The organism is Nocardioides nanhaiensis, from assembly GCF_039542785.1.
Taxonomy (GTDB): Bacteria; Actinomycetota; Actinomycetes; order Propionibacteriales; family Nocardioidaceae; genus Nocardioides; species Nocardioides nanhaiensis.
Map to the genome: position 1 here is coordinate 522,212 of NZ_BAABIM010000004.1, position 13,802 is coordinate 536,013.

The following is a 13,802-nucleotide window of genomic DNA, read 5'->3' on the forward strand; positions in this document are numbered from 1 at the left end:
GAGCGGAGCCCTCACCCCTCCAGGTCGAGGATCTCCTCCCAGTCGACCACCTCGGCGTCCGCCATGGCCCGGCCCACCGCGTCGGCGTCGGGCATCCCCTCACCCGCGTTGTGCAGGCTCGCGCTGAGGCGCACTGCCCCGTCCTCCGCGACGACGTCCTCATCGACACCGTCGCGGCCGATCACCGTGTACCCGTCACCCTCGCGGCAGGTGAGGTAGCCGTCGATGGGCTCGCACACCGGGGTGCCGTCGGCCAGCTGCACGTCCAGGAACAGGTAGGGGCTCTCCAGCGTGAGGGGACCCTCGGCCCCCTCGGGCTCGTAGCGCAGGGTGTAGCCCGACAGCGTGCGCGCACCCCCCGGCGGCGTCGTGTACGTCGTGCTCGCGAAGTCGGTGACCGTCCCCTCCAGCCGTGGCAGCAGGGGCTGCAGGCCGGAGGCCTCGAGCTCGGCGACGCGCTCGGCGTCCTCGCGGTCCTCGAGGACCGCCTGCCCGGCCTCGGGCCCGGCGAGCGACGCCACGAGCAGACCGGCGGCGCACGCGGTGGCGCCCACGGCCGCCGCGCCACGCGCCGAGTCCGCGAACCTGACGACCACGGCCGCCACCGGCGCCGCGACGGCGGCCGCCGGGATGCCCGCGGCGAGGGCGACGACGGCGTCGTCCGCGGGTGCTCCGATCCCCGCGACGACGGCGAGCGCGATCGGTGCCGCCACGGAGAAGGCGCCCGCAGCCGCCAGCGCCACACCCAGGCCGCGTGGGACGCCGGCCAGTCGCAGGAGCAGGCCGAGGACGGCCACCAGCGCGACCCCGCCGAGGAACCAGAGGTACAGGGCGCCGTAGGTGGTGGTGCCCAGGGTCGCGCCGAGCGGCAGCACCAGCACCAGTGCCGCGAGGAAGCCTCCGGCGAGGTGCGCACCCACAGCCGCGGTCTCGCTCGACGGGGGGCGGGGGGTGGGTGAGTCGGTCACCACCCCACTCTCCCCCGTCGAGTGCCTTGGAAAACGCGACGACCCGCCTGCGGTGGCAGGCGGGCCGTCGAGGGCGCTGGTGGTGCTGATGTTGCAGGTGGCTCAGTAGTCGGTGTGCTCCAGGTACAGCTTGCCGACCGCGGCCGAGGTCAGCGGCGAGACGTCGGGGGTGTCGTTCTCGACGATGTACTCCTCCGCCTCGTGCTTGCGGAAGATCGCCGGGAAGTCGATGACGCCCGTGCCGAGGTCGGCCATGTCGCCGGGGGTGCTGCTGCTCTCGGCGTGCCGGTCCTTGACGTGGTACTGCCGCACCTCCAGCGGCGCCTTGCGGACGACGTCGTTGGCGAACTTCAGCGGGTCGGCCTCACCGAGGTTGACCCCGGCGGTGTAGGCCCAGTACAGGTCGACCTCGAGGTGCACCAGGCGCGGGTCGAGCTCCTTCATGAGCACGTCCCACGGGGTGCGGCCGCGGCCCAGGTCGATCGTGAACTCGTGGGCGTGGTTGTGGTAGCCGTAACGGATGCCGCGACGCTTGGCGGCGTAGGCCTCGGTGTTCATCTGCTCGGCCCAGGTCTGCCAGTCGCTCAGCTTGTCGGAGTTCAGGTAGGGCACGTTGATGTACTTCTGCCCGAACGTGCCGGCGTCGTCGAGCTTGGTGTTCATCGCCGCGGTGCTCGCGCTGATGCCGTCGTGGCTCGAGCTGGCCCAGATGCCCAGGTCGTCGAGGCGCTTCTTCATCTGGCGCGCGGTGTAGTGGTAGAGCCCGGCGCGCTCGACGCGCGGGTAGGCGTACTGCGAGAGCCGGGTCAGCACGTTCTCGACGCCGGCCGGGTCACGCATCGCGTCGCGCAGCGTGTAGAGCTGGATGCTGATCTTGTTCTCGGGCACCTGCTTGCTGCGGCCCTTGCCCGGCTTGCTGCCGGGTTTGCCCTTGTCCTTGCCCGGCGCCGCGGCAGCCGCGCCACCGCTCATGACGCCGAGCGTGGCCGCGCCGGCCGCACCCGCGGCGGCGGTGCGCAGCAGTCCGCGTCGGCTGGCTCCCTGGCGGTCCAGCGACTGCTGCAGGGCAGCGTCGCCGTCGAATCCGAAGCACATGGTGTGGTTCCTCTCTGTCGTGCCTGTGTGGTGCCTGTGTGGTGCCGGTTTGGTGCCCTCGAGCGGGCGGTGCGGGAGCAGGTGGGGGGAGTCCGGGCGGGGCCCGGCCGCGTCGACGGCCGGGCCCCGGGGTGCGCGGTCGGAGCGGTCAGCCCGCGGGCTGCAGCCGCACCTCCGCCGAGCCGGTCAGCGGGTTGGGGCCGCTGTCGGTGTACTGCGCGACGAAGACGCCGCTCAGGTCGTCGGTGTCGGGGTCGTGGCCGCCGGGCACCGTGGTGACGAGCGTGCCGGTGCAGCCGTTGGCCGTGCTCTGCGGGTGACCGTGGCTGTCGTGGCCCAGGATGTAGGTCACCGTCACCCGGTTGCAGTCGACCTCCTGGTCGTCGCTCACCTGCACCTCGTAGGCCACGGTGTCGCCGAAGCTGAACGTGTCCCCCGCGGTCGGCGTGATGAACTCGATGGTCGGCGCCTGGTTGCCCACCACGATGTCGACGTCGGCCGAGGCGCTGCGGCCCCGGTGCTTGCCGCCGCGGTCGGTGACGGTGAGCGTCGCCCGGAAGGTGCCCTCCTGCGTGTAGCGGTGGGTGGGGTTGGGCTTGCGGCTGTCGACGCGGCCGTCGCCGTCGAAGTCCCAGGCGTAGACGAGGCGGTCACCCTCGGCGTCGGTGGTGCCGGCGCTGGAGAAGCGCACGCGCAGCGGGGCCTTGCCGGCACTCGGCTCCGCGGTGATCTTCGGCTCGGGGCTGCGGTTGCCGCCCTTGCCGATGAAGTCGATGCGCGAGAGCTGGGCGTCGGGGTTCTCGGCGAAGTAGCCGTCGCCGTACTCGAGCACGTAGAGCGCGCCGTCGGGGCCGAACTCCATGTCCATCGGGTTGTCGACGACGATGCCGGGCACGACGTCCTCGATGGCGCTGACCTCGCCGCCCCGGGTGTGGATGCCCTTGATGTAGTCGCGGCTCCACTCGTAGAACAGCGGGGTGTCGTCGTACTGGCGGGGCCAGGCGCGCGGGGTCTTGCCGCGGGTCAGGCGCACGTCGTACTGGTAGGCCGGGCCGGCCATCGGCGAGATGCCGCCCGTGCCGAGCTCGGGGAACTCCTCGGAGACGTCGAAGCCGTACCAGACCTCCGGCTGCTCGACGGGCGGCAGGCGGCGCAGGCCGGTGTTGTTCGGCGAGTCGTTGACCGGCTTCGCGCAGTCGAACTCCTCACCCGAGGTGTTGGTGGCGAAGTCGTAGTCGACGTAGGGCAGCTCGGCGGTGGCGCAGTAGGGCCAGCCGTAGTTGGCGGGCTCGTCCACGACGGCCCACTTGCCCTGGCCGTCGGGTCCGCGCTCGGGGTCGGGGGTGCGGGCGTCGGGCGAGTAGTCGGCCACCCAGAGCTCGTCGGTGCGGGGGTGGATCTCGATGCGGAAGGGGTTGCGCATGCCCATCGCGTAGATCTCCGGGCGGGTGTTCGGCTTGCCCGGGCGGAACAGGTTGCCCTTCGGGATGGTGTAGCCGCCGCGCTTGCCGGGCTTGATGCGCAGGATCTTGCCGCGCAGGTCGTTGGTGTTGGCCGCGGTGCGCTGGGCGTCGAAGGCGGGGTTGCGGTTCGCGCGCTCGTCGAGCGGCACGAAGCCGTCGGACTCGAAGGGGTTGCTGTCGTCCCCGGTGGCGAGGATCAGGTTGCCCTGCGAGTCGAAGACGATGTCGCCGCCCACGTGGCAGCAGATGCCGCGGTCGACCGGCACGTCGAGGATCCGTCGCTCCGAGCGGAGGTTCAGCCGGTCGTTCTGCAACTTGAACTTGGAGAGGCGGATGACGCCCTTGTAGGGGGCGAAGTCGGCTGCGGTGCCCTCCAGCGGGGCGTCGCCCTCGTTGATGGACTCGGTGGCCGGGTCGTCGGTCGGGGTGTCGAGGGTCGGCGAGTAGTAGAGGTAGACCCAGGTGTTCTTCCTCCCGTCGAAGCCCGGGTCGAGAGCGATGCTCTGCAACCCCTCCTCGTCGTGCTCGTAGACCGGCACGCTCGCCGCGAGGGAGTTGACGCCGGTCTTGGCGTCGTTGTGCCACACGTCGCCCGCGCGGGTCGTGTGCAGCACGTCGCCGTTGGGCAGCACCGCGAGGTCCATGGGCTCGCCGGGCCGGTCGTTGAGGGTCACCTTCTGGAACTGCTCGTCCGGCACCGGTGCCGGAGGGTCGCTGTGGCCGGGGTGTCCCGCGGCCGGGCTGAGGGTGCTGGCCGCAGCCAGTGGCAGGGCGATGACGGCGGCTGCCGCCGTGGCCCAGACGCCCGAGATTCGTCTGTGCACGTGCGTGCTCCTTTGGTGGCGCTTGACCCGGTGCCGCAGCGCGGTACGGGGTGGTGGACGCGCCGCCGACGGCCCCCGGGAGACATCACGAGACCGGTGGGCGGCCTCTCGACCGTAGGGACGTGAGCACCGTCACGTCAACCGTTCGGACGACTTTTGTCAGGAACTCGTCATAAGTGCGGCGGCGTGTCCCCCACACCCGTCGCCGGCGCCAGCACGACGTCGCTCACCAGGTGCGCGGCGCCCACCACGCCCCCCTGCTCGGGCAGCTCGCTCAGCACGATCCGCAGGTCGCGGGTGGCCTGGGGCAGCGAGCGGCGGTAGGTGGCGCTGCGGATCTCGGCCAGCAGCACGTGCCCCAGACCGCTCACCCGGCCCCCCACCACGATCACGGCCGGGTTGAGGAACGACACCAGCCCCGCGAGCACGTGCCCCACCCGACGACCGCCCTCGCGCAGCAGCGTCGCCGTCACGCGGTCACCGGCGGCAAGAGCCTCCCCGAGGTCACCGAGCTCGAGATCCTCGGCGCCCGCCTCGCGCCGGGTGGCGAGGCGCTGGGCCAACCATGCCGAGTCACCACGCTCGGCCGCTGCCGTGGCCTCGCGCAGCAGGGCCGCGCCGCCGGCGTGCGCCTCCAGGCAGTCGGTGCTGCCGCACGCACATCGGCGACCGTCACCCGCCACCACCTCCACGTGCCCGATGTCGCCGGCGCATCCGTTCGACCCGCGGTGCAGCCGGCCCGCGACCACGACACCGCACCCGATGCCGCTGCCCATCTTGACGAACAGCAGGTCACCCCCCGCACCGGAGCACGCGTGCAGCTCCCCCACCGCCATCAGGTTCACGTCGTTGTCGAGCACGACCGGGCACCCGAGTGCGCGAGCCAGCTGCTCGCGCACGGGATGCCCGTCCCAGCCGGGCATCAGCGGGGGTGCCACCGGCGCGCCTGCCGCGAAGTCGATCGGGCCCGGGAGACCGATGCCCAGACCCCACGGCACCTCAGCGCCCGACGCAGCGAGCAGTGCTCTCGCGCGCGTGACGACCTCGGCCAGGACCACGTCGGGCCCCTGAGCCAGCTCGCACGGTCCATGCCACTCCTCGAGCACGGCGAGGTGACCGTCCGTCACGGCTACCGCCATCTCGGTGACGCCGACAGCCACACCGACGAAACGGATGTCCGGGCTCAGGTCGACGACGGTCGACCGTCGTCCAGCTCCCGGAGGTCCGCCACCGATCGCCTGCTCCCGCACCAGACCGAGGGTCACCAACCTACCCACCTCGACCCCGACGGTGGTGCGGGAGACACCCATCTGCGCACCCAGCTCCGGCCGGCTCTGCGGCCCGTGGTCGCGCAGCGCGCACAGCACGCGCGACTGCATCCGCGACTCCGCGCGCCCCCGCGGGTCCTCGCCAGGTCCCGACGAATCCCCGACGACGACCACCTGCTCATCGTCGCACGCAGGAGCGCCCGCCGTCAGAGATGCCGGCGAACCTCGTCGAGGTAGGCGCGGGGGTCGTCGGCCCAGAACCGGACACGCGTGACGGCCTCACCGGCCCCACCCGGAACGCCCGGCAGCGGCAGGACCGTCGGCTGCTCGAGGGTGATCTGCAGGTTGGTCTCGTTCGAGACGGCGACCACCAGGACGCGCTCACCTGCCTCCTCGATGACGCGCGGCGGCTTCTCGTCGTGCGTCTGCGTGCGCCGCCCCACGGCGTGGACGAGGTCCCAGGGCAGGTCGAGGTCGAGGTCCATCCCGTCGCGCACGCGCGCGCCGCGCGGTCCCACCGTGTGTGGTCGCACCAGGTGGGTGGCCAGGAGCCCGAGCATCCAGACGACGCCCCAGATCCCGATCACCAACAGGGGGAGGCGCACGGCGGGCCAGCGGTGCAGGATCAGGTCGAGGGCGACCACCTCGACGGCCGAGACCACGATGAAGACCACCAGCAGCAGGCGGGTACGGGCGTCGTAACGGAATCCGGCACCGTCGGCAGGGATGTCCGGCCGCCGCGCTGCCCACCGCGCCAGGCTGCCGTAGAGCCGGAGCTCGAGCACCACGAACCTCCACAGCAGCCGGGCCGCCCGCCGCCCGCGTCCAGGGGCCGCCACCACGTGCGCGCCCACCCCGGCCGTGCCCGTCATCGCGCCGCCTCCGCGACCAGTCGACCGAGCGTGGCGACCACGGCCTCCAGGCCGCGCCCGAAGGCCTCCCGGTCCTCGGGCGCCACGCTGGCGCGCAGGTCGCTGTCGAGCTGCGCGTGCTCGCGGGCCATGGTGGCCATGGTCTCCACACCCAGCGGCGTGAGCTCGAGCAGGACCGCGCGACGGTCCTGCGGGTGCGGGGTCCGCCGCAGGTAGCCGAGGGGCTCCAGCGCGTCCACGAGGCCCGAGATGTTGCGCGCACTCACCTGGAGCGCCCGGGCCACGTGCTGCTGGGTGCTGGGACCCTGCGCCTGGAGCACCCAGAGCACGGCCGCCCTCGACTCGGTGAGCGGGGTCCCTGCGAAAGCCCGGGCGGTGTCCTCGCGCAGCAGGTGCCCGGCGAGCAGCAACCGGTCCAGCAGGGTCGGGTCCATGACCCGTACCCTACTTCATGGTGAACCTAGGTAACTATCTTGCCGTCGAGCTCGCCACGGGCGCGACGGGCTTCGCCTCGGGCCTCTGATGATCGCTCGACGCCGACGACGGCGATGACGACGCCAGCGCCTCCGGACGCGGAGTGCTCGGTCGGATGGCGTGCAGCATGTGAATTCCCCCAGACAACGGTGCTGCCGATGCGACCGCCCGCCGCACCCATCCCCTGGCGCCGCACGCGGTCAAGGACCCCATCGTCGCAGACCACCCCGATCCGCCCCCAGGGGGCCCGGCGAGTGGTCTGGACCGGGGCTGTCGAGGGGCCGGCTCACCGCACGCGGTAGACCCGCCAGGACCGCGGACGCGTCGAGTTGCCGGCTGCGTCCACCGCCACGACGCTCACGCCGTACCGGCCCCGGGGCAACCGCAGGGTGCGCGACCACGCGGTCCGCGCGTCACCGCGGCGCTCGAGCACCGCCGCCAGCTGGGCGTGGGCGCCCCAGCCTCCACCGGGTCGCAGCCAGCGGCGCGTGGCCTCGTGCCGCACGGCCACGCGCACCGCCCGCACCGCGCGGTCGTCGGACGCGGTCCCCCGCAGCCGCAGCGCCCGCTGCCCGGACGCCGGACCCTGGAACCTCACGGAGGGCGCCCGCCCGTCGGCCGCCGGTCGCGCGGCACCCGCACCCACGAGCACGTCCCCGCTGTGGGGCGGGAGCCAGATCGAGGCGGTGCTGCCGCCGTCGAGCCGGCGCATCGTCGCCCCGAGCGGCACCTGCACGCCGCGGTCGGTCGGGTTGACGACGGCGACCCCGCGCTCGAAGCGCCGCAGGTAGGCGCCGCTGCCCAGCCGGCTCATCGCGCCGGTGGGCGCGCCGATCCCCTTCGGCATCCGGTAGGGCAGGTTCGTGCCGAGCACGCCGGCACGGTCGCGCGAGCGGGTGAAGGCGAAGAACGACCGACCACCGGCCCCCATCAGGAACGTCGCCATGGCGTACCCCTGCCACTGGCGCACCTGGGCGTCGCTGGCACCGACCCAGAGCTTGGTCGTGAAGAGACCGACGCGGCCGTTGGCCTCGAGGTCGCGGATCACCTCGACGTTGCGCACCCAGTCGGCCGACGCGGGGAAGCGGCCGACCTCGTTCGTGGCGCCGCGCAGGAAGTCCTCCATCTGCACCGAGGGCATCTTCAGCGCGGCGGCGCGCGAGGTGGCCTCGGGGTTCTGCCAGTAGCGGTAGGCGTTCTCGACGACGTTGCCGGTCATCTGCAGCCCGGGGTTGGCGCGGCGCACGTGGCTCTCGAGCGCCACCATCTGGGCCTGGTACTCCGGTTGGGTGTAGGTCCGGCCGGTGGCGGGGTTGACGGGCAGGGCGCTGACGAAGCCCCTGGCGAAGACGCCGAGGGTCAGCATGTCGAGCAGGCAGCCGTCGAAACCGCCCGCCGCCGAGCGCTGGGCACACTGGCGGCTCGCGCGGTCACGCCACGCCGTGCTCGTGGGCTCCATCAGCCTGGTGCCCCAGCCGGTGGCGGTGATCCTGCGTCCCTGGGCGTCGTGCGCGAAGGCCCCCTCCCCCAGCCCGGTCACGTCGCTCGTGCCGGCGAGGGTGGCGTTGGCGTAGGCCAGCAGCGTGATGCCGGGGTGCGCTGCTCGCATCGCGCTCGCGTGCTGCCCGAAGGCCACCGGCATCGAGACCACCAGGTCGTGCTGCTGCGCGAGCGAGCGGGCCTGCTCCCGGGTGAAGGCGTGGCTGTCGGTCATGTAGGCGGGAGACCAGGTCAGCGCCACACCGCCCGGCAGCGACGGCGCCCGCTGGGTGGTCGGCGCAGGGGCGGCACGGTCGGGTGCGGTGCCGGCCCGGGCCGGTGCCGGCAGCGCCGCCGCCAGGGCCACGGCCAGGCAGAGCACGAGAGCCGGCAGGAGCCCGCGCCCGCCGCGATGAGAGGGGTGTGCGGGCAGGACATCAGGGCAGGCGGGCATGCAGGGGGCTCCCGGGCTCAGAGGTGGGGGTGACGGCGGGGCGGACCGACGCGTGGTGTGGACGACGTCGGAGTGCTCGTGATCCTAGCCAGGGGTGGTCCGATCGGTCACAGGCGCACCACCCGGACGGGCCACGCAGCATGGCCCGTTCGGGCCATGCGCTCGGCCCGTGACCTGACCGGGTCAGGCGTCCAGTGCGGCCTCCAGCCCGATCAGCGCGTTCTCGACGACCTCGCTCAGCGCCGGGTGGATCCAGTACTGGCCCCGGGCGAGGCCGCGCACGGGCTGGTCGAAGCTCATCGCCTGGATCAGCGGCTGCACCAGCACCGAGGCCTGCGGGCCGAGCAGGTGCGCACCGACCAACCTGCCGGTGGCGCGGTCCGCGAGGACCTTGACCAGGTGGCCGCTGTCGTCCTCCTCCAGCGCCCACCCGTGCGCGACGTCGGCGTAGTGCTGGGTGAAGACCGCGAGGTCGAGGCCCTGCTCGCGGGCCTGCTCCTCGGTCAGCCCGACCGCGGCCACCTGCGGCACGCTGAAGACCGCCTGCGGGACGAAGCGGTGGTCGACGGTCTGGAGGTCCTCGGGGTGCAGGAGGTTGTGCTGGACGATGCGCGCCTCGTGGTTGGCCACGTGCTTGAGCGGGTGGTGGGTGCTGATGTCACCCAGCGCCCAGACCCCCTCGGCCGTGGTGCGCTGCTGCTCGTCGACGACGACGCGGCCGGCGTCGTCGACCTCGATGCCGGTGCCCTCGAGGTCGAGCAGGTCGCTGTTGGGGCGGCGGCCGACGGCCAGCAGCAGCAGGTCCACCTCGGCAGTGCCCTGCTCGCCCAGGTGCAGCCGCAGGCCGCCGTCGGTCAGCTCGACGCGCTCCAGCTCGGCGCCCAGGCGCAGGTCCCATCGCTCGCCGGAGATCTCGGTGAAGCGGCGCGCCACGTCGGCGTCCTGGGTCGAGAGCAGGAGGTCCTGGCCGTCGACCTGCACCACCTCGGTGCCCAGCGAGGCGAAGATGTTGGCGAACTCCGAGCCCACGTAGCCCCCGCCGATGACACCGAGCCGGTGCGGCAGGGCGTCGATGCGCATGATCGTGTCGCTGGTGTGCACCAGGCCGGCCGCCGCGGCCTCCTCGAGGCCCTCGATGTCGGGCACCACCGGTCGACCGCCGACGGCGATGACGACCTGGTCGGCGCTGACCTGCACCTCCCCGTGCTCGGTCTCGACGACGAGCCGGCGCTCACCGGTGAATCGCGCCGTGCCGGCGTGCACCTCGACGTTCACCAGCCCCTCTCGGTACTCGCGACCTCCGCGCGCCTGAGGGTCGATGCGATCGAACACGCGGTCGCGCACGGCCGGCCAGTCCACGCCGTCGTAACGGGTGTGCACGCCGAACCGCGGTCCCTGCGCGGCATCGCAGGCGTGGTCGGCGGTGACGACGAACATCTTCGAGGGGATGCAGCCGCGGTTGAGGCAGGTGCCGCCGAACTCCGTGCGCTCGACGATGCCCACGCTCCAGTCGTCGAAGCGGTCGTCGACGATGGTGTTGCCCGAGCCGGTGCCGAGCACCAGGAGGTCGTAGTGGCGTGCCGGCCCGGCGTCTGTCCGGTCGCTGTCCTGCTGGCTGGTCATGGGTTCCTCACGGTCGGATCACTCGGGGAGCGCGTCGGTGGGCAGGGGGCCCAGCAGCGCGAGGTGGGGCAGGTAGGGCTCGAGGTCACCGTCGACCCGGTAGTCGTGCAGCTGGGCGGCGGTCCGGCGGCTGGTGACGGCACGGAAGAGGTCGAAGCCGCTCGCGCCCAGCACGAGCCCGGGTTCACCCGGCCCGGAGGTCCACCGCCACGGGCCGTCGGCCTGCTCCAGGACGAGAGGGGCCAAGCCGGCCCCGCGGACGGCGACGCCGACGCGGTCGGCCATCGTCGCCCGCACCGCGGCGAGGCCGTCCGTCGCGCGCGCACCCGGCACACCCAGGCCGCTGCGCAGGTCCTGCTCGTGGATCAGCAGGTCGCCCAGCGGGCGCGGGCTCTGCTCGCGCAGGTAGGTCTCCAGTTGGTCGGCCACCGCACGCCACTCGGCCACCAGGTCGGCGGCCGAGCTCGTCGCGCGCGCGGCGACCTGGGCGCGGGTCCAGCTCTCGTTGTGGTCGTCGGGCTCGTCGCCGTCGAGCACGTCGACGCCGAGCCCGACCATGTGGGCCAGCAGCTGCCGCGCCGACCAGTCCGGTGTCGCGGGGACGGGCAGCTCGAGGTCGTCCGGACGCTCGGCCGCCACCTGCTCGACCAGCGCGCACACGCGCTCGTGGCCGGCGCGCCACTCCCGGGCCGCCACGACGGCACTCTCATCGACCACACGGCGTCGGTACCCAGGGGGCTCCTCCGCGATCGGGAACAGCGCACCACCCCCGCCGGTTGACCCCGCATGAAGAAGAACATCGGCTTCCTCTCCTTCGGGCACTGGACGCCGTCGCCCCACTCCGGCACGCGGTCGGCGGCCGACACCCTGCTGCAGTCCATCGAGCTGGCCGAGGCCGCCGAGGAGCTGGGCGCCGACGGCGCCTACTTCCGCGTGCACCACTTCGCGCGGCAGCTGGCCTCGCCGTTCCCGCTGCTGGCGGCCGCGGGCGCGCGCACCAGCCGCATCGAGCTCGGCACCGGCGTCATCGACATGCGCTACGAGAACCCGCTGCGGTTCGCGGAGGACGCCGGCGCGGCCGACCTCATCTCCGGCGGCCGGCTGCAGCTGGGGATCAGCCGCGGTTCACCGGAGCAGGTCGTCGAGGGCTACCGCCACTTCGGCTTCGAGCCCGCCGACGGCGACGACGCCGCGATGGCGCGCCGTCACGCCCGCGACCTGATGGAGGTGCTGCGCGGCGAGGGCTTCGCGGAGCCCAACCCGCGCCCGATGTTCCCCAACCCGCCGGGGCTGCTGCGCATCGAGCCGCACTCCCCCGGCCTGCGCGAGCGCATCTGGTGGGGTGCCGGCAGCCGGGCGACCGCCGAGTGGGCGGCCGAGCAGGGCATGAACCTGATGAGCAGCACCCTGCTCACCGAGGACACCGGCGTGCCCTTCCACCGCCTGCAGGCCGAGCAGATCTCCCGGTTCCGCGACGCGTGGGCCGCCGCCGGCCACCCCCGTGAGCCGCGGGTCTCGGTGAGTCGCAGCATCTTCCCGCTGGTCACCGACGAGGACCACGCCTACTTCGGCACCCAGACCCGCAGCCAGGACCAGGTGGGTCGTCTCGAGGGCGGCAACGCACGGTTCGGCAAGACCTACGCCGGCGAGCCCGAGCAGCTGGTGCGCGACCTCGCCGAGGACGAGGCGGTGGCGGCCGCCGACACCCTGCTGCTCACCGTGCCCAACCAGCTCGGCGTCGCCTACAACGCCCACGTGATCGAGTCGGTGCTCACCCACGTGGCGCCGGCGCTCGGCTGGCGCTGAGCCCTCAGCCCCTCAGGTCCGTGCGCCCGCTCCCACGGGAGCGGGCGCCGCCACCCGCTCGTGGGTGTGCGGCACCATGGCCGCCAGCGCGACGCCGGCGAACGCGGCGAGCGCACCCACCAGGAAGCACAGCTGGTAGGCGCCCTGGGTCGGCAGCACGAGACCGCCCGCACCCGTGACGGGCGCGGTGCTGGAGGTGAGCACCGTCGTCATCACCGCGGCGGCCGAGGTGGTGCCCACCGAGCGCATCAGGGCGTTGATGCCGACGGCGGCGCCGGCCTCGCGCATCGGCACCGCGCCCAGGATCAGGGTGGGCATCGCGGCGTACCCGATGCCGACGCCGGCCGAGATCACGCTGGTGGCCACGAGCAGCTTCCAGGGTGCGTCCATCAGGCCGAGCGCCAACAGGTAGCCGAGGCCGAGCAGGCCCGCGCCCAGCATCAGCGTCAGCTTGGGACCCACCACCGTCATCAGCCGGCCCGAGAGCGGCGAGAACGCCATCATCACCAGGCCGCCGGGCGCCATCCACAGCCCCGCCGCCAGCAGCGACTGACCCAGGCCGAAGCCCGTGGACTCGGGCAGCTGCAACAGCTGGGGCACCACGATCGCCTGCGCCATCATGCCGAAGCCCACGGCCAGGGCCGCGAGGTTGGTGAGCAGCACCGGCCGGCGCGCGGTGACGCGCAGGTCGACCAGCGGGTCGTCGCGGCGCAGCTGGTGGGCGCCCCACACGACCAGCACCACCAGGCCTCCCAGCAGCGCCCCGAGCGTGCGGCCGGAGCCCCACCCCCAGTCGTTGCCCTTCGAGACGCCCACGAGCACCGCCACCAGCCCGGTGGTCAGACCCACGGCGCCGGTCCAGTCGACGCTCCCACCGACGCCGTCGCCGGCGTCGGGGACCAGCACCACCACCGCGAGCAGGAGCGCCGTGGCCAAGATGGCCGACATCCAGAACAGCGCGTGCCAGTCGAAGGTCTGCGCCGTCCACGCCGCCAGCGGCAGGCCGATCGCGCCGCCGACGCCGAACGTGGCGCTCATGGTGGCGATGGCGGTGTTGGTCAGGTGCGGCGGCGTCACCTGGCGGATCAGCGCGATGCCGACCGGGATGAACCCCATGGCCAGGCCCTGCAGCGCCCGGCCCACCAGCACCGGGACCAGGCTGGTGCCGAGCGCGGCGACGACGGAGCCGATCACCAGCAGGCTCGCCGTCACGAGCAGCACCCGGCGCTTGCCCAGCATGTCGCCGAGCCGCCCGCTCAGCACCATGGAGACCGCGCCGGCCAGCAGCGTGACGGTCACGACCCAGCCCGCGTTGGCCGCCGAGGTGTCCAGCAGTCGCGGCAGGTCGCCCTGGATCGGCACCACCAGGGTCTGGGTCAGCGAGACCGTGAGGCCACCCAGGCACAGGGCGGCCACGGGGAGCAGGGCGCGGCGGTCCGCGGGCGGAGAGGTCACGAATATGTATGCTACACATCA

At 73.2% G+C, this 13,802-nt stretch carries 11 protein-coding genes; 1 reads left to right on the plus strand and 10 read right to left on the minus strand.

The window, feature by feature from the left end; all coding sequences use genetic code 11:
- Positions 1 to 11: 11 nt before the first annotated feature.
- The 9 genes from ABD948_RS19470 to ABD948_RS19510 form a co-directional block, all read right to left on the minus strand.
- The gene (locus ABD948_RS19470; protein WP_345270018.1) at positions 12 to 968 is read right to left on the minus strand and encodes a hypothetical protein; all 957 of its coding nucleotides are present in this window, start codon (positions 966 to 968) and stop codon (positions 12 to 14) included.
- A gap of 102 nt (positions 969 to 1,070) precedes the next feature.
- On the minus strand, positions 1,071 to 2,063 hold the full coding sequence (locus ABD948_RS19475; protein WP_345270024.1) for a sugar phosphate isomerase/epimerase family protein: 993 nt from the start codon (positions 2,061 to 2,063) through the stop codon (positions 1,071 to 1,073).
- Between the two features lie 148 nt (positions 2,064 to 2,211).
- A complete protein-coding gene (locus ABD948_RS19480) occupies positions 2,212 to 4,350 on the minus strand; it encodes a PQQ-dependent sugar dehydrogenase (protein ID WP_345270032.1) in 2,139 nt (712 codons plus the stop codon).
- Positions 4,351 to 4,520: 170 nt separating this feature from the next.
- Positions 4,521 to 5,729, minus strand: a complete 1,209-nt coding sequence (locus tag ABD948_RS19485; RefSeq protein ID WP_345270038.1) for an ROK family transcriptional regulator — start codon at positions 5,727 to 5,729, stop codon at positions 4,521 to 4,523.
- 95 nt (positions 5,730 to 5,824) lie between these two features.
- On the minus strand, positions 5,825 to 6,490 hold the full coding sequence (locus tag ABD948_RS19490; protein WP_345270042.1) for a hypothetical protein: 666 nt from the start codon (positions 6,488 to 6,490) through the stop codon (positions 5,825 to 5,827).
- Positions 6,487 to 6,924, minus strand: a complete 438-nt coding sequence (locus ABD948_RS19495; protein WP_345270053.1) for a MarR family winged helix-turn-helix transcriptional regulator — start codon at positions 6,922 to 6,924, stop codon at positions 6,487 to 6,489. Before ABD948_RS19495 ends, ABD948_RS19490 begins: the two co-directional genes overlap by 4 nt.
- 326 nt (positions 6,925 to 7,250) lie before the next feature.
- Positions 7,251 to 8,897 (minus strand): alpha-amylase family protein, encoded by a 1,647-nt coding sequence (locus ABD948_RS19500; protein ID WP_345270066.1) that lies wholly within the window; start codon positions 8,895 to 8,897, stop codon positions 7,251 to 7,253.
- 183 nt (positions 8,898 to 9,080) lie between these two features.
- On the minus strand, positions 9,081 to 10,520 hold the full coding sequence (locus tag ABD948_RS19505) for a mycothione reductase (RefSeq protein ID WP_345270074.1): 1,440 nt from the start codon (positions 10,518 to 10,520) through the stop codon (positions 9,081 to 9,083).
- Between the two features lie 18 nt (positions 10,521 to 10,538).
- Positions 10,539 to 11,216: a maleylpyruvate isomerase family mycothiol-dependent enzyme gene (locus ABD948_RS19510; protein WP_345270079.1), complete on the minus strand. Its 678-nt coding sequence runs from the start codon at positions 11,214 to 11,216 to the stop codon at positions 10,539 to 10,541.
- A gap of 90 nt (positions 11,217 to 11,306) precedes the next feature.
- Between ABD948_RS19510 and ABD948_RS19515 the strand changes: the two genes are divergently transcribed.
- The gene (locus tag ABD948_RS19515; protein WP_345270083.1) at positions 11,307 to 12,326 is read left to right on the plus strand and encodes an LLM class flavin-dependent oxidoreductase; all 1,020 of its coding nucleotides are present in this window, start codon (positions 11,307 to 11,309) and stop codon (positions 12,324 to 12,326) included.
- A gap of 12 nt (positions 12,327 to 12,338) precedes the next feature.
- Here ABD948_RS19515 and ABD948_RS19520 read toward each other — a convergent pair whose 3' ends face one another.
- Positions 12,339 to 13,781, minus strand: a complete 1,443-nt coding sequence (locus ABD948_RS19520) for an MFS transporter (protein ID WP_345270097.1) — start codon at positions 13,779 to 13,781, stop codon at positions 12,339 to 12,341.
- Positions 13,782 to 13,802: the final 21 nt, after the last annotated feature.